Below are 19,076 nucleotides of genomic sequence, written 5' to 3' on the forward strand. Positions count from 1 at the left end.
CGCGACGGATAGAGGGCAGAAGGTTCGACAATTTGGAGCCAAATTCTAGCGCTGTTTGCGCTGGGTGGCCGAGAGGACCAGGGCGGCCGGGAGGGCAAAGGCCAGTGAGCCCCAGGAGACGCGCTTGCGATCGCGCGGTTCGAGCTTGGGCAGATCATCCTCACCCTCGGGCATGGAGGCGCCGATCGTGTCGGCCACGAAGGCGCCGCGGCTGCCCAGCGGTTTTGTCGGGCCAGTCGTGGTGTCGAGCGCCGTCTGGTGTTCGATCTCTGAATTGAGCACGGCGCCGATGATGACGAGGGTGGTCGAAATCCACATCCAGGTCATCATGCCGATGACGGCGCCAAGGGAGCCATAAGTGGCGTTGTCGTTGGAAAAGTTCGCGACATACCAGGAAAAACCCACCGAACCGGCGCCCAGGGCAATAACGGACAAGGCGGCGCCAGGAGTGATCCAACGCCACTTGGCCTGTTCGCGGCTGGGGCCCCAGCGGTAAAGCGCGGCGATCAGGACGGAGATGACCACCAGCATCACCACATAGCTGCCGATGCGAACCATCCATTCGACATTCTCGCCGGGGAGGATTTCGACGAAGACCGGCATGAAGACGACAACGGTCAGCACCAGCACGGCAGCAATGGCGGCGCCCAGCGTGAAGCCGAGGCCGATGAGGTTGAGCTTGATGAAAGAGCGCTGTTCGCGCTCGTGATAGGCAATGTTCATGGCCTCGAACAATGCTTTGACACCGGCGCTGGCGCTCCAGAGGGCGATGGCGAGAGCGACGAGGAAGGTCCAACCCAGTGTGGAGTTGTTCTGGCCAACGAGACGGGTCAGCTGGTCTTCGAGCACCTGGAGCGCTCCGGAGGGGACCACACCAGCCAGCAATTGGACCTGCTGCAGCACGCTGGCGCGGTCGTTGAAGAGACCATAGAGCGAAACGAAAGCGGTAAGGGTCGGTACAAGCGACAGCAGGAGATAGAAGGTGACGCCGGCGGCGGTCAGCAGGATACGGCTATCGTTGAAGTTGCTGTAGAGCCGCCAAAGGATGTCTTTCCAGCCGCGCAGGGGAATTTTAACTGGCGCGCTGGCGCTTCGGCCATTGCCACGCTCATTGGCAAAGCGTTCGTTCGACGATGTCACTGATCCCCCCAGGAAAAAGGCGGAGAGCTTAGCCCTCCGCCCGAAGCTTATTGCATGTTCGTGTTGTTGTTGCTTGAGCCGGTGTTGATGTTTGAAGCCACATCGGTGACGCCGGTCTTGACCTGGTTGTAGACTTCGCCGGCGCGTTCCGCGACGTCGCTATAGACTTCGGTCGCTTTTTCGCGGCCCTGCTCATAAAGACCATGGGCCTGTTCGGCGGCCTTGGACTTGACCTGGTCGGCGGCTTCGCCAAGGAGCGCGTCTTCCTGCTCGGTATGGGGCAGGGCAGCACCAAAGGCTGCGCCGGCAGCAAAGGCCAGGGCACCGGCGACCAGCGGCTGATCGCGGAACTGGGCGATGATGGTCTCGTTGAGCGAACCCAACTGTCCATTCACCTGGTTGCCCAGGCTTCCTGCGCGGTTGGCGGCACTGCCGGCAGCATGGCTGACGCGCGAACGACCGGCCTGGCTGGCACCGCTGATGGCGTCCTGTGCATCGTGCAGCATTTCGCGAGCACGCTGCCAGGTGTGGTTGGCCCAGCCGGTGGCTTCATCTAGGAGGTTGCCGGCTTCGTCGCGGAATTCTTCCACGCGGTTGCCTGCAGCATTGGTGAAGCCTTTGTAGCGCTTGCCTGTCTCGTCCATGAAGTGACCAGCGCGCCGGCCAGCGGTATCCGAGGCAGCGCGGTACTTCTTGCCGGCGTCGTCCAGGAACTCGCTGAAGTGGTTGCCTGAGTCATCGGCCTGGTTGGAAACGCGCTGGAGGCTCGAGCCTGTGATGATGGCGACGGGATAATCCTCGTCGTCTTCATAAGCGCTATAGCCGCGACGGTTATTGATGCTGTTATCCCAATCGCGGTCGCTGCTCGACGAGGAGCTATAGGACGGCTGGGACGAAGCAGGTTTTGCGATCAGCCAGGCGAGGCTGACGCCCAGAAGAGCGACTGGAAGCGGGTTAGCGGTGACGTTCTTCTGGAGGCTCGAGATGAACTCGCCGCCACCGCCCTTGGTGTAGTTCAGGAGTTCGTCGACCAGCTGGCCGGGCGAGAGTTTTTCCTGAATCTGGTCGATACGGTCTTCCAGCCGGCTGCGCTGCTGCTCGACTTCGCGCTGCAGTTCGGCGGCGCTTTTGTTGTCGCTATCGTAGGCCATTTAGAGGCGCTCCTTGACGATGTCGGCGTCGCGGCCAAGGGAGGCCGTCGTGCGCTTCAGGTTGAGGTTGGAGGCTTTGAACGTGGCAATGCCGCGGTTGATAAACACGTAGGCGATGATGCCGACGACGATGGTGACGATGGCAGCGCCGATCGCGTTGGACAGCGTCGGATCCATGCCTTGGTTCACAAAGAACGAGGCGATCAGGGTCACGAGGCCGCTGAGCAAAACGCCCAGGGCGCCGAGCGCCAGCACGCCGCCGATGGCGAGGGACACGACGCCCCCCATCATCTCGCCGACCTTTTCCGATGTTTCGGCCTTGGCCAGCTGGATTTCCTTGCGGAACAGACCGGAGATATCGCTTACGAGACCGCCAAGCAGTTCGGAGAGCGGACGGCCTTCATTGACTTGAGACATCTGCGCGCTCCCTTAGAAGTTGTTCTTGGGCTGGCCGTAGGTGCTGCCGGTCGACGAATCGGACGAAGCAGAACCGTAGGAGCTGGAGCCGGTGGAGCTGGAACCGGTCGAGGACGAGCCGTAGCCCGAGCCGGTCGAACCCGAACCGTAGGACGAGGAAGAACCGCTTGTACCCGAGCCGTAGGCCGAGGAACCCGTCGAACCTGTGCCGGTCGAACCCGCGCCATAGCCTGAGGCCGAGGTGCCATAGGTGTTGCCATTGCCGGAGGTCGACTGACCAGCGGTGGCGGCGGACTGGCTAGCGCGATGCGCGGATGCACCCGCAAAGCGAGCGGCGACAAAGCCCGCAAGGGCTGCGGCACCGAGGAAGGCAAGCGGCTGGCTGCGGCCGAACTGCTGGGCCATGCCCATCAGCTGATCGACATCCTTGCCTTCGATATTCTTGCCGAACTTGTCGAGATTGTTGGCCAGATCGCGGGCATAGCGCGCGGTCGTGGACTGGTCGCCTTCGAGTTCATCGGCAACCTTGCCGATGGCAGAGGCGATGCCGGTCACCTGCGATGCGGCGAAGTTCTTCTGCTCGCTGGCAAAGGAACGGGCCTTATCGACCTGTTCGCCGGCAAAAGACTTGGCCTGGTCGGCAACGGCGCTGACCTGGGCTTCCGCCTCGCTTCGCAGCGCCTGGACGTCTTCCTTGGCTTTTTCGGTAACCGAACCAAGGTCGTTCTGCAGATTGGTCTTGGCTTCGTGCAGATCGTTCTTGGCCTGCTGCTCGATCGACGATCCGCCAGTGCCGGACACGCCGGAATTGTTCTGATCCATCTTGATGCTCCTCTTAAGGCGTTGCAGCCGTCGGCTCCACGCACGTGGTAAGGGAATGTGATGGAACGCTCCTGGTTCCGTTTCGCCGGAGAGCAGGCGGGCCGAGCTTGTAAATTTATTCCCGTCCGAAAGGGGAACCCGCTCCCAGGAGCCGTAACTTGAAGTTGCCGGGTCGCTGCTGATAGGGCAGACGCCTGCCATTAGTGGAGTGGGTCATGTTGCCTTGGGTGAAGCTGGACGAGACGGTGATGCCGGGTGGCGGGCCGCTCAAACTGATGCAGCGGGGCAGCGAATTTTCCATCATGTCCGGAACGACCGAGCTGATGAACAGCCGGCTCAGCGGCTCGGAAGAGCAGCTCGCGACGATTTCGGCGCAGCGGCTTGGCGGCCGGTCAGAGTCGCGGGTGCTGATCGGCGGGCTTGGGATGGGCTTCACATTGCGGGCAGCCCTGGCAAGTTTCGGTGAAGGCGCCGAGATCGTGGTGGCAGAGCTTGTGCCAGAGGTGATCGCTTGGGCGTGGGGGCCGCTCGCCGGCATCCACGGCACGAGCCTCGATGACAAGCGCGTCACCCTCTATGAAGGCGATGTGGGCGCCGCCATCGAAGCGGGCAGTCCCTTTGACGCGATCCTGCTCGATGTCGACAACGGCCCGGATGGATTGTCGCGTCCTGCCAATGACAGGCTCTATAGCGCCAAGGGACTTGCCGCGGCAAAAGCGGCATTGACCGCAGGAGGGCATCTGGCGGTCTGGTCTTCAGCCCCCGATGCCCAGTTCACCAGGCGTCTGACGCAGACAGGAATGGCGGTGGAAGAGCTATCGGTCCGGGCGCGTTCGCCAGGGCGCGGGGCGCGGCACGTCATCTGGTTTGCAAGCAAGAGCTAGAAACAAAGAGGCCCCGCCCGAGGGGAAGGGCGGGGCCAGAGGCCATCGGCAAAGCCGCTGACCTTGGAGGAGCGGGGCACCACGACCCGCTTTAGACCCACTATCCTGCTGCCCGAGTTGCGGAACAAACGCTGAATGAGAAATGCTGCCATGCAGTTTTATGCTTGGCGGCAAAAAAAGAGGCTCCAACCGAAGTTGGAGCCTGATGATAGGGCCGAAGCCAAATCGAAAGTAATGGCCCGGAGCAAGGGAGGAGGATTTGCCCAGACCGGTAGACCGTCGCCGAGGGAGGAGGATTCGGCTTCAATCCGGTGTCGCAAGAAGCGGGTCCGAGGGAGGAGGATACGGAGCGGCTTCACCAGCGACAAAGCCAATATAGATTTTGACCGTTTGGTCCACAATGCCGAAGTGCTCATGGGAGCTATGCATTAGGCACAGCGACAACCTGTCCACTTTGTAGGCACGGACAAGAAAAAAGGCCCCATCCGGAGATGGGGCCTGTGACCGGCTGAGCCAGGTCGAAAGTGGGGCAGGGCGCAAGGGAGGAGGATATGCGCTCTGCCAGTGAACCTCGGATCAAGGGAGGAGGAGATGATCCTTGGTTCGGTGTCGCGATGCGGGGTCCGAAGGGAGGAGGAGATCGGAGCGCGCCTCAGCAACGAGGACCTATATGACCTCTGCTCGCCCGGTGAGCAATCGCCCATCTCTCATGCCAGCCATGCGTTTTCGCGGATCAACACGGCATAAAAAGAAATGGCTCCGCTGAGGGGAGCGGAGCCATCAAGGGTAACAGATACAGGATCTGTCAGGAGGGAACGCAGCGGACGCAAGGGAGGGAGGAGAAACATCCGCTGTGCTGGTGATGCATATATGGGCAGCGAGGCGCGTTACCAAGCAGGACTTGTTCATGCCGGACATGCGTGCCATGCATGCGCCGGCAAAAAAGTGTTATATTTCAGTGGCGAATTACACGGTGCGACCGGCTGATGCGGAGCGTGCTTGGGAAATAGTCGGACTGACGCGAAAAGCGGCGAGGCTCAGAAGCTCCACTCGCGCGCCTTGCTGACGAGGAAATCGCGGAAGACGCCGACGCGCTTGGAGTTCTTGAGCGCTGGCGGATAAACGAAATAGGCCTCGTAGGCGGGCAGCTCGGTGTCGGGGAGAACTTCGACCAGGCCATCCTCTTTTTCGGTGACATAGGCCGGTAGCATGGCGATGCCGATGCCGGCGCGGCAGGCCTGCATCATGCCGTTGATGGCGTTGACGCGGAGGGCAGCGCGGCGCGGGCTGGAGTCGGACCGACCCATGCGTTCGAGGTAGTTGATGTCGCCGAGATAGGACGGAACCGGTTCGCCGAAGCTGATGATGCGGTGATTGTCCAATTCCTCGGCGGTGCGCGGCGTGCCGTGTTCGGCCACATAGCTCTTGCTGGCGTAGAAGTGGTTGTGGACGGTGAAGAGCTTGCGCTGGATCATCTCCGACTGGTTGGGCCGGTGAAGTCGAATGGCGACGTCGGCCTCGCGCATGGCAAGGTCGAGCTCGGCGTCGTTGAGGCGGATTTCGAGCTGGATCAGCGGGTAGAGACGCAGGAATTCGTCGAGGCGGGAACTCAGCCAAGTCGAGCCGATACCGACGGTCGTGGTGACGATCAGCGGGCCGGTGGGGACGTCCTGGGACTCGGACATCTGCGTTTCGACCTGCTGCAGCTCCCAATGCATGCGATGGGCGGTGCGGAAGAGCTGTTCGCCGACTTCGGTCAGGACCAGGCCGCGGGCGTGGCGGATGAAGAGTTTAAGCCCGAGGTCGTCTTCAAGCGCCGAGATCTGCCGGCTGACCGCCGACTGGCTCATGGAGAGCTTTTCGGCGGCATGAGTAAAACTGCCCGACTCGGCGGCCGTGTGAAATATCCGGAGCTTGTCCCAGTCGAGCATGTTTCCCCTCGTGGCCCCTCAGCCAGCTCTTATTGTTCCCAGTGCCTTAAGCGACCGTCGCGCAGAAATTGTGACGGTGGAATGGCTTATCAGAAACATTTATTCCGCTGCTTCCGCAAGTTCGTGTTCGGCAAGATAGCGTTCGGCGTCCAAGGCGGCCATGCAGCCCATTCCGGCGGCGGTGATGGCCTGGCGATAAACGTCGTCAGTAACGTCACCGGCGGCAAAGACGCCGGGGATGTTGGTTTCGGTGGTGCCGGGTTTGACCTGCAGGTAGCCGCCCGGCTTCATGTCGAGCTTGCCGGCGAAGATCGATGTTGCCGGGGCGTGACCAATGGCGACGAAGACGCCGTCGATCTGCTGTTCATAGGTGCGGCCGCTGGTGCGATCGCGCAGGGTGACCGCGTTGACCGAGGGCGGCATGCTGGTGCCTTTGACCTCAACGACTTCGGTGTTCCAGCGCACTTCGATCTTGGGGTGCTTGAAGAGGCGTTCCTGCAGGATGCGTTCGGCGCGAAACTCGTCGCGGCGGTGCACCATGATGACCTTTTCGGCGAAGTTGGTGAGGAAAAGCGCTTCCTCGACGGCGGTATTGCCACCGCCGACCACCAGCACCTGCTTACCGCGATAGAAAAAGCCATCGCAGGTGGCGCAGGCGGAGACGCCAAAGCCCTGGAACTTTTGCTCCGACGGCAGGCCAAGCCACTTGGCCTGGGCACCGGTGCAGATGATGAGGCTGTCGGCGGTGTAAACGGTGCCGCTATCGCCGTGGAGGCGGAAGGGGCGGTGGTCGAAATCGACATGGGTGATGATGTCGTTGACCATGCGGGTGCCGACATGCTCGGCCTGCGCCTGCATCTGCTCCATAAGCCAGGGGCCCTGGATGACATCGGCAAAGCCGGGGTAGTTTTCGACATCTGTGGTGATGGTCAACTGGCCGCCGGGCTGCAGCCCCTGGATCATCACGGGTTCAAGCATTGCACGCGCCGCATAGATGGCAGCGGTGTAGCCGGCCGGGCCGGAACCGATGATGATGACTTTCGCGTGCATCGCAACGCTCTCCAAAGGTCAAAAACTCCCTCGTCCCTAGTTAAGGGCCGAAGGGGCGCAGTTTCAAGGCAAACCATCAGCGGCGCCCTATTGCCGCGCCCTGCTGCACCAAAAACGCACAGCTTAATGGGCAAACGCCCAAGAAACCGGCGTCAGATATAGCGGATCTTGACGATCTCGTAGCTGCGCGAGCCGCCGGGAGCGGCGACTTCGAACGAATCGCCTTCTTCCTTGCCGATCATGGCGCGGGCGATTGGCGAGGAGATCGAGATACGGCCAGCCGAGGCATCGGCTTCCGGGTCACCGACGACCTGGTAGGTTTTTTCTTCTTCGGTGGCTTCGTCGATATAGGTGACGGTAGCGCCGAACTTGACCTTGTCGCCGCTGAGCTTGGTGACATCGATGATGTCGGCCAAAGCGAGCAGGGTCTCGAGTTCCTTGATGCGGCCTTCGTTGAGGCTCTGCTGTTCCTTGGCGGCCGAGTATTCAGCGTTTTCGGAAAGGTCGCCATGGGCGCGCGCTTCGGCAATCGCATTGATGATGCGGCGACGCTCGTTGCTGGTGCGGTGCTCAAACTCGGCGCTGAGGGCCTTGTGACCCTGTACGGTCATCGGAACTTTGTCCAAAACTGCCTCCATCCTGGTTCGGCAAAATAAAATCCATGCGCGCGGCACGCCTTTCGGGCCGCGTCACATGGGTAAACTCGTTTTTGTCCATGCCCTTAGACCTGCGGCCCGGCATGGCTACTCCCCGCCAAACTTCGTTGGCTTGCAGCGCACGACGTTTTCGAGGAGATGCGTAAACTTGCCTTCAAGCCGCCGCGCGGTCAAGCCGTCGGGGAGCTTGGTAGATAGGCAGTCCACATGGCTTTGCAATGCACGGGGGCAAGCCCAGAAAGAAGGGCGCGCCCTCCAGAACGCGCCCCTCTCCGTTCTGCGGTCTCGATCAGGAGGCGGTCAGGTTGTCGGCGGCCGATTTGCCGGTCCGCTTGTCCTTGACGATCTCGTAGTTGATCTTCTGGCCTTCATCGAGGCCATTCATGCCCGAACGCTGAACGGCGGAGATGTGGACGAAAACGTCCGCCCCACCCTCGTCCGGCTGAATAAAGCCATACCCTTTTTGGCCGTTGAACCACTTAACGGTGCCAGTTGCCATGATGCGCGTTCCCTCGTGCAGTTGCTGCTGGTGCGGTTCCAGCCAAGCACCGGCCGGAACCAAGATGATATCGAAACATCGGAAGATGGCGTCAGCAGTTGCGAATGGTCTTCGCGTCTTTAGATCGATCGGCCGCAATATTCGATTGCGGGAGCGTAACCCGAAATTACGGGTGCTTCAATATCTCGTTTACACATGACGAAACGCCCGTCGAAACCATGGTTTTGACGAGAGCGCAGCGGTTCAGTGTCTTACAGTTTCCGGGCCGGGAGGGGTCCGGGTGCCGTTCGCGAGAAGCGAGGCGGCGCAGAGGCGGGGTCGGCTGGAGGAGCCGATCAGCACGCTTATTGTAAAGAAGAACGCCTCGGGCGGAAGAGCCAAAAAGTCACATTGCCGGCACGCAAGCAATTTACTTGCAAAGACACCCGGTTTGCGGCAAATCCCCGCGCGCCGCGCCACAGGGGCCGGTTCTTCCGAAAGCCACCGTCTTGATCAAGGCGTCCTATTCTTCCGGCGATGTAATTGCCGACCGGCGCGCGGACTATGCCCGCATGCTGGCTGAAAGTGGCGACCATGCCGCTGCGGCCGAGCTCATGGACCAAGCGTTGGATCTGGCGCCAGACTGGGCCGGCGGCTGGGATCTGGCAGGAAGCTTTCACGAGAAGGCCGGCAATGTTGCCGGAGCGATTGCAGCCTGGCGGAAGCTAGAGGCGCTGGACGATGAAGGCGTCTTTGGTGCGCGGCTCAAGCTTGCAGCATATGGCGCAGGCCCGGCAGGCCAGGGAACGGCCGTCGGCTATGTCGAGGCCTTGTTCGACCAGTATGCTCCCAAGTTCGAGGACTCTCTGGTGGGAAAGCTCGGCTACCAGGTGCCGGACTTGCTGGACACTTTGGTGAGCGAGGAGATGGCGAAGCTCGGTATCGAGCGCTTCGGGAAGGTGCTCGACCTCGGCTGCGGGACCGGGTTGATGGGCGAGAAGCTCCGGAGCCGGGTGGAGCATCTTGAAGGCATCGACATTTCCGCAGCGATGATCGCAGAAACGGCGCGCAAGGGCATCTATGATGCGTTGCAGAAGGCTGAACTGGTTGCGACACTCAATGCCCGGCGCGCCGATGCCGATCTGGTTACTGCCGCAGATGTCTTGATCTATTGCGGAGCGCTGGAGCCTGTTCTCGCGGCATTGGTTCCGGCGCTGAAGCCTGGCGGTCTGGTTGCGTTTTCGCTTGAAGAGCATGAAGGGGAGGAGGCTTTGTTTCTCCGCCCCAGCCTTCGCTATGCGCATTCGCCCACAGCGGCTCGGGAGGCCTTGATTGATGCTGGGCTCGAAATCGTTCGGTTCGAGACAGCCGTAATGCGCTATGATCGCGGCTTGCCGATCACCGGAATGCTTGTGGTTGCACGGCGTCCTGCTGCGGAAATGATCGCGGCAAATGATGTGCCGGACGGGGGCGATGTCGCGGCCTAGTCAAGAGGGCCGCGACTTGGCATGAAGGGGCAGACCTCCTGGAGCCCTTCGATGAATGCCATTCGCCACGACTTTCGATCCGACACCGTCACCAAGCCAAGCGCGGGCATGCGCGCGGCCATGGCTTCGGCGGAAGTCGGGGACGACGTCTTCGGCGATGATCCGACCGTCAACCTGCTCGAACAGAAAATGGCCGGCATGCTGGGCAAGGATGCGGCGCTGTTTGTCAGCTCCGGGACCATGTCCAATCTGTTGGCGCTGATGAGCTATTGCGGGCGTGGCGACGAGTTCATCGCCGGACAGAATGCGCACTGCTATAAGTATGAGGCGGGTGGGGCGGCAGTGCTCGGCTCTATCCAGCCGCAGCCGATCGCGCATCAGGCGGATGGCACGATGGCGCTCGGCAATATCGAGAGCGCGATCAAGGATGGCAGCGACAGCCATTTCGCGACCACACGGGTGATTGCGCTGGAAAACACGTTTGGTGGCCGGGTTCTGCCGGTGGGCTATATGCAGTCCGTAGCTGACATTGCGCAGCGGCACGGCCTGGGTTTGCATCTTGATGGCGCGCGGGCGTTCAATGCCAGCAGCGTGCTTGGCCTCGATATCAAGAGCTTTGTGGCGCCGTTCGATACGGTGTCGATCTGTCTGTCGAAAGGGCTCGGCGCGCCGGTCGGGTCGGTGCTGGTGGGACGGCAGGATCTGATCGATACCGCGCGGCGCAACCGCAAGATGCTGGGTGGCGGGTTGCGGCAGTCGGGCATTTTGGCGGCTGCCGGGCTTTATGCGCTGGAGCACAATGTGGTTCGGCTGGCGGACGATCATCGCCGGGCAAAGCGACTAGCAGAAGGCTTGGCGCGGCATGAGGCGCTGCGCGTGACGATGCCGGACAGCAATATCGTTTGGGTCGATATGGGCAGCGAAACAGGTGAGCAGCTGACGCCTTACCTTGCCCATCATGGCGTCGGCATTACCGGCCGCTACGGCCAGCAGCGCTGGGTGACGCATCTTGATGTCGGCGACGAGGATGTCGAGGCGGCTCTCGCGCTCGTCGACGGCTTCTTCACGCGGACGTAATCTTGCCTTGAGTGCGGGCTTAGCTGCCGGCACACAAGGAGATTTCCCATGCTGAAGCCCATTGTTGCTGCCGTTTCCCTCAGCGTTGTTCTGGCTGCGCCTGCCTTGGCACAGGTCGTCATCGACTATCGTGATCCGGCGGCGCTGGAGTTTACTGAGCCCGAGCAATGGTCTGACATCGCAGCCACAATCGGCGATGGCGTGGTCATCCTGGGGGAGGTAAGCGGCGCGTTTTCCGAGGCGGGCGTTGAGCAAGTCGCCTATGTGGTCAGCGACGATGTGCCGACCGCGGCCGATCCTTTTCCTGAACTCAACCAGCGCATCGTCACCTTCGAGGACGGTGAGTTGGCAGAAAGCTGGAGCCTTCAGGACCTTGCATTTGCCCGGCCGGTGACGGCGGTAGACGTCGATGGCGACGGTGTTTACGAAGTGGTTCTGGAGGGAAGCTTCTTCAATATGGGGACGCTGGGCATGGGGCTCAGCGTCGTCAAGCTTGCTGATGGGGTGGCCGAGATCATCCAGGACTTGCCTGATGTTTATATCGACAGTTGCGGATCGGGCGTGGGTGAAGAGGCGATCACTGCAAGCGTGGTGAGCGTCTCGGATGGGCAGTTGGTTGCCGAGGCTGATACGACTGAGTGTCCTTGAGGATCGGGGTTTGACCCCCACCTAGCTTTGCTACGGCCCTGCGGGCCTAGCGAAGCTACCTCCCCCTTCAGGAGGGGGAGGAAGACCTTGGGCGTGCCGAATTAGGCCGCGAAGTATTCCTGGAGAGCGCGGACCTGGAGACCGCCTTCGCGGAGGGCGACGATGCCTTCTACGGCGGCGAGGGCGCCGTCGATGGTCGTGTAGTAGGGGATCTTGGCGAGGAGCGCCGTGCGGCGGATGTCGCGGCTGTCCGAGATCGACTTGAGGCCGTCGGTGGTGTTAATCACGAGCTGCACGCCGCCGTTCTTCATCGAGTCGACGATATGCGGACGGCCCTCGAGAACCTTGTTGATCTTGGTCGAGGGTACGTTGTTGTCGACAAGATAACGCTGGGTGCCGCCGGTGGCGAGGATCTCGAAACCAGCGCCGACGAGATGACGCGCCATGTCGACGATGTACTGCTTGTCGTCATCGCGCACCGAGATGAAGACCTTGCCCGAAGTCGGTACCTTCTGGCCGGCGCCCATCTGCGACTTGGCGAAGGCGATGGCGAAATCGTAGTCGAGGCCGATCACTTCGCCGGTCGACTTCATTTCCGGGCCGAGAACCGTGTCGACGCCGGGGAAGCGGTTGAACGGAAAGACGGCTTCCTTGACCGCGATGTGCTTAAGCGTCTTCTCGGTCAGGTTGAAGCTGGCCAAGGATTCACCGGCCATGATGCGCGAGGCGATCTTGGCGATGGGTTCGCCGATGACCTTGGCGACGAAGGGCACGGTGCGCGAGGCGCGCGGATTGACCTCGATCAGGTAGATCGTGTCATCCTTATAGGCATACTGGACGTTCATCAGGCCGCCGACCTTCAGGGCGAAGGCGAGTTCGCGCGTCTGGCGCTTGAGCTCTTTGATGACCTCGGGCGACAGGGAACGCGGTGGCAGGGAGCAGGCGCTGTCGCCGGAATGGATACCGGCTTCTTCGATATGCTCCATGATGCCGGCGACGAAGACATCCTTGCCGTCGCAGAGCGCATCGACGTCGATTTCGATGGCGCCGGAGAGGTAGGCGTCGAAGAGGAGCGGGTTATCGGAGAGGACCGAGTTGATCTGGCCGGTCTTGTCGTTGGGGTAGCGCTGGAGGATGTCCGGGGGGACGAGGCCGGTCAGCGTATCCTGGACGTAGCTTTCGAACTCCTTGGCGGAGTGAACGATCGCCATGGCGCGGCCGCCGAGCACGTAGGAGGGACGGATCACCAGCGGATAGCCCAGGCGCTCGGCGACCAGACGGGATTGTTCCAGCGAATAGGCGATGCCGTTCTTGGGCTGGGTCAGCTCGAGACGGTTGAGGAGCTTGGAGAAGAGATCGCGGTCTTCAGCGAGATCGATGGCGTCGGGCTGGGTGCCAAGGATCGGCACGCCGGCCTTTTGCACGGCTTCAGCAAGGTTGAGCGGGGTCTGGCCGCCGAACTGGACGATAACGCCGTGGAGGGTGCCGTTCTGCTTTTCGGTGAGCAGGATTTCGATAACGTCTTCTTCGGTCAGCGGCTCGAAATAGAGGCGATCGGAAGTGTCGTAGTCGGTCGAGACGGTTTCCGGATTGCAGTTGACCATGATGGTTTCGTAGCCGGCATCGCTGAGCGCAAAGGCGGCGTGGCAGCAGCAATAATCGAACTCGATGCCCTGGCCGATGCGGTTGGGTCCGCCGCCGAGGATCACGACTTTCTTGCGGTCGGAGGGGCGTGCCTCGTCGTCGACCTTGCCGCCGAACGGGGCTTCATAGGTCGAGTACATGTAAGCGGTCGGCGAGGCGAATTCGGCAGCGGAAGTGTCGATGCGCTTATAGGCGGGACGCACTTCGAGGCTGTGGCGGAGCTTGCGAACGTCGGACGCCTTGAGGCCGGCGAGCTGGGCGAGGCGGGCGTCGGAGAAACCCATGGACTTGAGCTTGCGCAGGGTCTGGGCGTCCTTGGGGAGGCCGTAGTCCTTGACCTTTTGTTCCATGTCGACGATGCCGCGCATCTGCTCGAGAAACCAGGGGTCGATCTTGCAGGCCTCGAAGATTTCTTCGTCGGAGAAGCCGAGGCGCATGGCTTCGGCGACATGCAGCAGGCGCTGCGGCGTGCCGGTGCCGAGAGCTTGCTTGACGGCGTTCTTGTCTTCGCCTTCGCCAAGGCCCGGAATGCCGATTTCGTTGAGGCCGGTGAGGCCGGTTTCGAGCGAGCGCAGCGCCTTTTGCAGCGATTCCTGGAAGGTGCGGCCGATGGCCATGGCTTCACCGACCGACTTCATCGATGTGGTGAGACGATTGTCGGCGCCCGGGAATTTTTCGAAGGCGAAACGGGGGATCTTGGTAACGACATAGTCGATGGTTGGCTCGAACGAGGCCGGGGTGGCGCCGCCGGTGATATCGTTTTCGAGTTCGTCGAGCGTGTACCCGACGGCCAGACGCGCCGCGACTTTGGCGATCGGGAAGCCGGTGGCCTTGGACGCCAGCGCCGAGGAGCGCGACACGCGCGGGTTCATCTCGATCACCACCATGCGGCCATCGGCAGGGTTGATGCCGAACTGGACGTTGGAGCCGCCGGTTTCGACGCCGATCTCGCGCAGCACCGCCAGCGAGGCGTCGCGCATGATCTGGTATTCCTTGTCGGTCAGCGTCAGGGCCGGGGCGACGGTGATCGAGTCGCCGGTATGGACGCCCATGGGATCGATGTTTTCGATCGAGCAGACGATGATGCAGTTGTCCTTTTTATCGCGGACAACCTCCATCTCGTATTCCTTCCAGCCGAGAACGCTTTCCTCGACCAGAACTTCGCTGGTGGGCGAGGCATCGACACCCGATTCGACGATGGCGAGATATTCTTCGCGGTTGTAGGCGATACCGCCACCAGTGCCGCCAAGGGTGAAGCTGGGGCGAATGATGCAGGGGAGACCGATGACTTCGAGCGCCTGCAGGGCTTCGATGGTGTTATGGGCCAGCATCGAACGCGGGGTCTCGAGCCCGATCTTCTTCATGGCGTCGCGGAAGAGCTCGCGATCCTCGGCCTTGTCGATGGCTTCGGCGGTGGCGCCGATCATTTCGACGCCGAACTTTTCGAGTACACCCATCTTCCGCAGCGACAGCGCGCAGTTAAGCGCGGTCTGGCCGCCCATCGTCGGGAGCAGCGCGTCGGGACGCTCCTTTTCGATGATCTTGGCGACCACTTCGGGGGTAATCGGCTCCATATAGGTGGCGTGCGCCAGGTCCGGATCGGTCATGATCGTCGCCGGGTTCGAGTTCACCAGAATGATCCGGTAGCCCTCTTCCTTGAGCGCCTTGCAGGCCTGAGTGCCGGAATAGTCGAACTCGCAGGCCTGCCCGATGATGATCGGACCCGCACCGATGATGAGGATCGATTTGATGTCGGTACGTTTTGGCATGGTGCTCGCTCGGCTGTTTTACGCGGGTACGGGCGAGGAAAGAATCGCCCGGACACACCCGTCCGCGCGAAACCCGCGTGGCAGCTGAGCGCTGCGGCGCGGGGAAGAAGTCCGGACATGGTGGTTAGGTGGGCGGTTTAACCGAAGAGGACGGGGAAGGGAAGGGGTGGCGGCAGGATGGCTGCTATGGGTTGAAGGCGGGTCGGCGGGGATGGACAAGCATCAATAGGGTCGGCCGTCCTTGTGGGTGAACACCCAGCCGTTTGAGCCCATGACAGCCTGCAAGTCATCCTGTGGGTAGCTGCCTTCATCGCCCGCTGTTCGGTCGCCGATCTCCAGGTAGACGATGTCGCGTTCAGTTCGATTGACCAGCTGATGCGCTACGCCTCCCGCGGGAAAGCCGGCGCACATGCCTGGTTCCAGCTGCCTTTCGCCCACGTCGGTGACGAGCGTCGGCGTGCCTTCCAGAATGTAGACGAACTCGTCCTGCTTGCTGTGCCTGTGCAGCAGCGCCGACTCTCCGCCGGGATGAAGCCGGGTGAGGTTTACGCCAAAGTTCTTGAGGCCGAAGAGGTCGCCGAGCACCCGCTTTTCGCGCTTGGCCATCCGGCTGAAGAATGGCTCGGGGTAATTGGAGGGTTTGGTCCGCAAGGGCGCATCAGCGGCGTTGATGCCGAGGGGGTTCGGTTCGATGGTCTTCATCGCTGCACTCAACGACATTTGGCAATTAGGTCAGCATAGCTTACTCATTCCGGTACGAAATGGAAGCGGATTGTTGAACGTCGATGCAAACTCAACCGGCGCGTCACGGTGCGCCTGATCATGCCGCTTGTGACGGTGCCGCAGCGCTAAGAGGCGTCAGTGGACGGGCAGTGGAAAGGCAGGAAGGTGCTGGCGGCGCCAGCGTTGATCATCAGGATCGAGAGGGCATTGGCGATGTCGAGTTCTTGCGTGGAGCGCGGGCAGGCGGTGCCTTTTTCCGAGCAGCCGGCGGCGATGAAGTTCTCGTTGGCGGCGATGAAATTGTAGTTGAGGTCATCGCTGCCGAAACGCTCGAGCGCTTCGGTCCAGTAGCTCTCGTAGAGCCGGCATTTTTCAGCGGGCCAATCGCTTTGGGCAGTCGCCGGTAAGGGGGACGCGAGGGCGAACAGCAGGGCTGCAAGAAGAACGTGCCGCATCAGCATCTCCGGGAGAGACGCTCATGGCGAGCGATTGCGGTGGCGGCAAGGCCGTTCAGCCTGCCGTCACCTCATAATCGATCGGCTTGAAGGAGCCGCCATTGCTGGCGGGAGCTGAGCAGGCGGTGAGGCCGATGATGAGGTCCATCTCGGCGCGGAAGCGGATGTAGTCGCCGGCTTTGCTTTTGGGTGGCAGGACTTTGAACTTGCCGGTTGCGCCATCGACGGGGACGTTCATGAAGCAATTGAAGGCGATGGGTATATCGTCTTCGGCTATGCCATAGGGCTCGAGCGCGTGATGGAGGTTTCCGTGGCAGCCCTGGTGGGGTGGCTCGTTGTCGTAGCAAAGGCGGAAGGTGGCTTCCGAGCAGGGGGTGAGCAGGAAATCGTGGGTTCCGACGGTGTCCTCGATGATCTCGAGCATGACATTGGAGCGGTTCGAATAAAGCTTGTTGCCGGTGGTGAGGTAGATGGTTTCGGCATAGTCGAGGGTGCGGCCCGAGGAGATCATCTCGCGCGTGTCGGCTTTGTTGATGGCGAGAAGATCGCCGACTTGGCCGCCGAGCGGATCGTAGACGGTGAGGAGGTTGCCGGCCTTGAGTTCGAAAGCCGTGCCCGAGCGTGGGTGAATGCGGTGCATCAGTGATCCTCGGCCAGAGCGGCAAGCGGGTCGATGGCCGCCTTGTCTGCCGGGTCGCGGTGATAGGGGCAGGCCCATTCTTCGGATACGGCGCGACCGCTATATTGGCGGGCTTCGGAAATCGAACCGTGACGGGCGAGCATCGGATTGATGCTACCGGCGAGCTTTTCGTCGCGATCGAGAATGGACGCGCGCAGCTTTTCGTAGCGGTTCTGCTCGCGCAGGGTTTCGAACTGATCGTGCAGGTTGAAGATCATGGTCGGATAGGCAAAGCGGCGGGCTGGTCGGCTGGCGTGGGGGTGAAGGCCGACGACGAAGAAGGCTTCGCCGCCAAAGCTCAGCGAAAAATGGGGATCGTTGGGATCGGATGAAACACGGGGGTCAGGAGGCTGGCCACGCCAGGCGTCTTTTTCCGTTAGGGACTGGATACGGTCCCACATGAAGCGCTCGAATTCTTTTTCCGTCAGATCGAGCGGGCCTTCGAAAATCACGGCGAAGCTGGTGAAGAGCGTTTTGTCCTGGGTGTAGTTCCAGGCAAACTGCATAAGCCGGTCCTGGATTTCGACATCGTTCCAGGCGCTGTCGATCTGGCGGGCGGTATAGGTGTGGAGCTGACCCTTACCCAGGGCAGACTTGGCGCCGACGCAGGGAAAATTAGGGTCCTGGATAAAGCTTTGCAGCTCTTGCTCGGTCGTGGAAGACATCAACATTGGCAACTCGACTGTACACGAGCCCCATCAAGGATCGAAGAGCGCGAAGTGTTCCAAATCGATTGCCGGAACGCCGCTTTGTGATCAGCAAGGCCACCGGATCGTGAAGTCGCGTGCGCAACGATCACGCTGTAGGAGTCTTTAGTTGTTATCCGACAAATCCCTATAGGAGTTTGCCATGATATTGTCCTCACGCCTTCTCGCCAGCACCATGCTTTCGGCAGCGCTGCTCGCAACGCCGGTTCTTGCACAACAAGCCCCGTTCGATGCCGGGCCAGCCAACGCGCCGGACCAGACTCCGGCCTCCGAAAACCAGGCGCGTGCGCCGCAGCCAGACGCTCCCGCATCGGTCACGAGCGAAGTGGTGGCTGAAGGCCTGCCGCAGCTCTGGTCGCTGGAATTCTTGCCGGACGGCCGAATGCTGGTGACAGCCAAGGAGGGCGCGCTTCATATCGTGACGCCTGAAGGCGAGGCCACTGAAGTCGAGGGTGAACTGCCAGCGGTGGACTCGGAAGGACAGGGTGGCCTTCTGGATGTTGCGCTGGCCCCGGACTTCGACACAACGGGACGAATTTATTTCTCGTTTGCCGAACCGCGCGATGACGGCAATGGGACGTCGGTCGCTGCGGCTACGCTGACGTTGGATGAGGCCGGTGGCGCCAGCGTCTCGGATGTCGAGGTGATCTTCCGGCAGGAGCCGAGCTATGATGGTGGGCTGCATTTTGGCTCGCGCATCGTGCCTAATGAAGATGGCACGCTTTACGTGACGGTCGGCGAACGATCGGACGAGCCGATCCGCGACCAGGCGCAGGAACTGGAAAGCGGGCTGGGTAAGATCTTCCGCATCGATGCTGAAGGTCAGGCCTTGCCGGACAACCCATTTGTCGAGACCGAAGGTGCGCGGCCCGAGATCTGGAGCCTTGGCCACCGCAATGTGCAGGGCGCGACGCTTGATGGCGAAGGGCGTCTCTGGACCGCCGAGCATGGTGCGCGGGGCGGCGATGAGCTCAACCGTCCCGAAGCCGGTGTGAACTATGGCTGGCCGGAAGTCACTTACGGCATCAACTATGATGGCACCCAGATCGGCGAAGGCGTGACGCAGAATGCTGAAACCGTGCAGCCGGTTTATTATTGGGACCCGGTGATCGCGCCTTCTGGCATGGCCTATTATGAGGGCGACGAATTCCCTGAATGGCAGGGTGCGTTCCTGATCGGCGGATTGCAAGCGCTCGGCGTGGTCGTGCTGCATATGGACGGCGACCAGGTAGCGTTCGAGGAACGCGTGCCGCTTGAAGCGCGTATTCGCGACGTCAAGGTCGGTCCAGATGGGGCGGTCTATGCCGTCACCGATGACAGCAGTTCGAGCATCATCCGCCTGACGCATGGCCGCTAAA

Annotated in this window: 18 protein-coding genes; 5 read left to right on the forward strand and 13 right to left on the reverse strand. The window is 61.4% G+C overall.

Annotation, left to right across the window (positions count from 1 at the left end):
- Positions 1–45: 45 nt before the first annotated feature.
- From JI748_RS02665 to JI748_RS02680, 4 genes are read right to left on the reverse strand one after another with little or no spacing between them, the layout of a single operon-like run.
- Positions 46–1,140 carry a YihY/virulence factor BrkB family protein gene (locus JI748_RS02665; RefSeq protein ID WP_201634819.1) on the reverse strand — a complete coding sequence of 365 codons (1,095 nt, stop codon included), beginning with the start codon at positions 1,138–1,140 and terminating at the stop codon, positions 46–48.
- A 47-nt stretch (positions 1,141–1,187) separates the two neighbouring features.
- A complete protein-coding gene (locus JI748_RS02670) occupies positions 1,188–2,291 on the reverse strand; it encodes a DUF3618 domain-containing protein (RefSeq protein WP_201634820.1) in 1,104 nt (367 codons plus the stop codon).
- The gene (locus JI748_RS02675) at positions 2,292–2,708 is read right to left on the reverse strand and encodes a phage holin family protein (protein WP_201634822.1); all 417 of its coding nucleotides are present in this window, start codon (positions 2,706–2,708) and stop codon (positions 2,292–2,294) included. It lies immediately after the preceding gene.
- 12 nt (positions 2,709–2,720) lie between these two features.
- Positions 2,721–3,530: a hypothetical protein gene (locus JI748_RS02680; RefSeq protein ID WP_201634824.1), complete on the reverse strand. Its 810-nt coding sequence runs from the start codon at positions 3,528–3,530 to the stop codon at positions 2,721–2,723.
- 215 nt (positions 3,531–3,745) lie between these two features.
- Between JI748_RS02680 and JI748_RS02685 the strand changes: the two genes are divergently transcribed.
- Complete coding sequence (locus JI748_RS02685; protein WP_201634826.1) at positions 3,746–4,414, forward strand: polyamine aminopropyltransferase; 669 nt, start codon at positions 3,746–3,748, stop codon at positions 4,412–4,414.
- 1,037 nt (positions 4,415–5,451) lie between these two features.
- On the opposite strand, the gene JI748_RS02690 is transcribed toward JI748_RS02685, so the two are convergent.
- The 4 genes from JI748_RS02690 to JI748_RS02705 all read right to left on the reverse strand — a co-directional run bounded on the left by JI748_RS02690 (position 5,452) and on the right by JI748_RS02705 (position 8,550).
- Positions 5,452–6,345, reverse strand: a complete 894-nt coding sequence (locus tag JI748_RS02690) for a LysR family transcriptional regulator (protein ID WP_201634828.1) — start codon at positions 6,343–6,345, stop codon at positions 5,452–5,454.
- Positions 6,346–6,444: 99 nt separating this feature from the next.
- Positions 6,445–7,395 carry a thioredoxin-disulfide reductase gene (trxB, locus tag JI748_RS02695; RefSeq protein WP_201634830.1) on the reverse strand — a complete coding sequence of 317 codons (951 nt, stop codon included), beginning with the start codon at positions 7,393–7,395 and terminating at the stop codon, positions 6,445–6,447.
- Between the two features lie 152 nt (positions 7,396–7,547).
- Positions 7,548–8,021, reverse strand: a complete 474-nt coding sequence (gene greA / locus JI748_RS02700; protein ID WP_201634832.1) for a transcription elongation factor GreA — start codon at positions 8,019–8,021, stop codon at positions 7,548–7,550.
- A gap of 319 nt (positions 8,022–8,340) precedes the next feature.
- Positions 8,341–8,550: a cold-shock protein gene (locus JI748_RS02705; protein ID WP_164534414.1), complete on the reverse strand. Its 210-nt coding sequence runs from the start codon at positions 8,548–8,550 to the stop codon at positions 8,341–8,343.
- A 488-nt stretch (positions 8,551–9,038) separates the two neighbouring features.
- On the opposite strand from JI748_RS02705, the gene JI748_RS02710 reads away from it, so the two are divergent.
- From JI748_RS02710 to JI748_RS02720, 3 genes are read left to right on the forward strand one after another with little or no spacing between them, the layout of a single operon-like run.
- Positions 9,039–10,016 carry a methyltransferase domain-containing protein gene (locus JI748_RS02710; RefSeq protein WP_233280594.1) on the forward strand — a complete coding sequence of 326 codons (978 nt, stop codon included), beginning with the start codon at positions 9,039–9,041 and terminating at the stop codon, positions 10,014–10,016.
- 51 nt (positions 10,017–10,067) lie between these two features.
- On the forward strand, positions 10,068–11,093 hold the full coding sequence (gene ltaE, locus JI748_RS02715; protein WP_201634834.1) for a low-specificity L-threonine aldolase: 1,026 nt from the start codon (positions 10,068–10,070) through the stop codon (positions 11,091–11,093).
- Positions 11,094–11,141: 48 nt separating this feature from the next.
- On the forward strand, positions 11,142–11,741 hold the full coding sequence (locus JI748_RS02720; protein WP_201634836.1) for a hypothetical protein: 600 nt from the start codon (positions 11,142–11,144) through the stop codon (positions 11,739–11,741).
- 101 nt (positions 11,742–11,842) lie between these two features.
- On the opposite strand, the gene carB is transcribed toward JI748_RS02720, so the two are convergent.
- From carB to gntA, 5 genes are all read right to left on the reverse strand, one after another.
- On the reverse strand, positions 11,843–15,154 hold the full coding sequence (gene carB, locus JI748_RS02725; protein WP_201634838.1) for a carbamoyl-phosphate synthase large subunit: 3,312 nt from the start codon (positions 15,152–15,154) through the stop codon (positions 11,843–11,845).
- 222 nt (positions 15,155–15,376) lie between these two features.
- Complete coding sequence (locus JI748_RS02730) at positions 15,377–15,856, reverse strand: cupin domain-containing protein (RefSeq protein WP_201634840.1); 480 nt, start codon at positions 15,854–15,856, stop codon at positions 15,377–15,379.
- Positions 15,857–16,002: 146 nt separating this feature from the next.
- A complete protein-coding gene (locus JI748_RS02735; protein WP_201634842.1) occupies positions 16,003–16,332 on the reverse strand; it encodes a hypothetical protein in 330 nt (109 codons plus the stop codon).
- Between the two features lie 55 nt (positions 16,333–16,387).
- Entirely contained in the window at positions 16,388–16,972 is a 585-nt protein-coding gene (locus JI748_RS02740) for a DUF1989 domain-containing protein (RefSeq protein WP_201634844.1), read from the reverse strand.
- Positions 16,972–17,682 carry a guanitoxin biosynthesis heme-dependent pre-guanitoxin N-hydroxylase GntA gene (gene gntA / locus JI748_RS02745; protein ID WP_201634846.1) on the reverse strand — a complete coding sequence of 237 codons (711 nt, stop codon included), beginning with the start codon at positions 17,680–17,682 and terminating at the stop codon, positions 16,972–16,974. The genes JI748_RS02740 and gntA overlap by 1 nt, the downstream gene beginning before the upstream one ends.
- A gap of 178 nt (positions 17,683–17,860) precedes the next feature.
- On the opposite strand from gntA, the gene JI748_RS02750 reads away from it, so the two are divergent.
- Positions 17,861–19,075: a PQQ-dependent sugar dehydrogenase gene (locus tag JI748_RS02750; protein WP_201634848.1), complete on the forward strand. Its 1,215-nt coding sequence runs from the start codon at positions 17,861–17,863 to the stop codon at positions 19,073–19,075.
- Position 19,076: the final 1 nt, after the last annotated feature.

The organism is Devosia rhizoryzae (assembly GCF_016698665.1).
In the GTDB taxonomy this organism is placed as follows: Bacteria; Pseudomonadota; Alphaproteobacteria; order Rhizobiales; family Devosiaceae; genus Devosia; species Devosia rhizoryzae.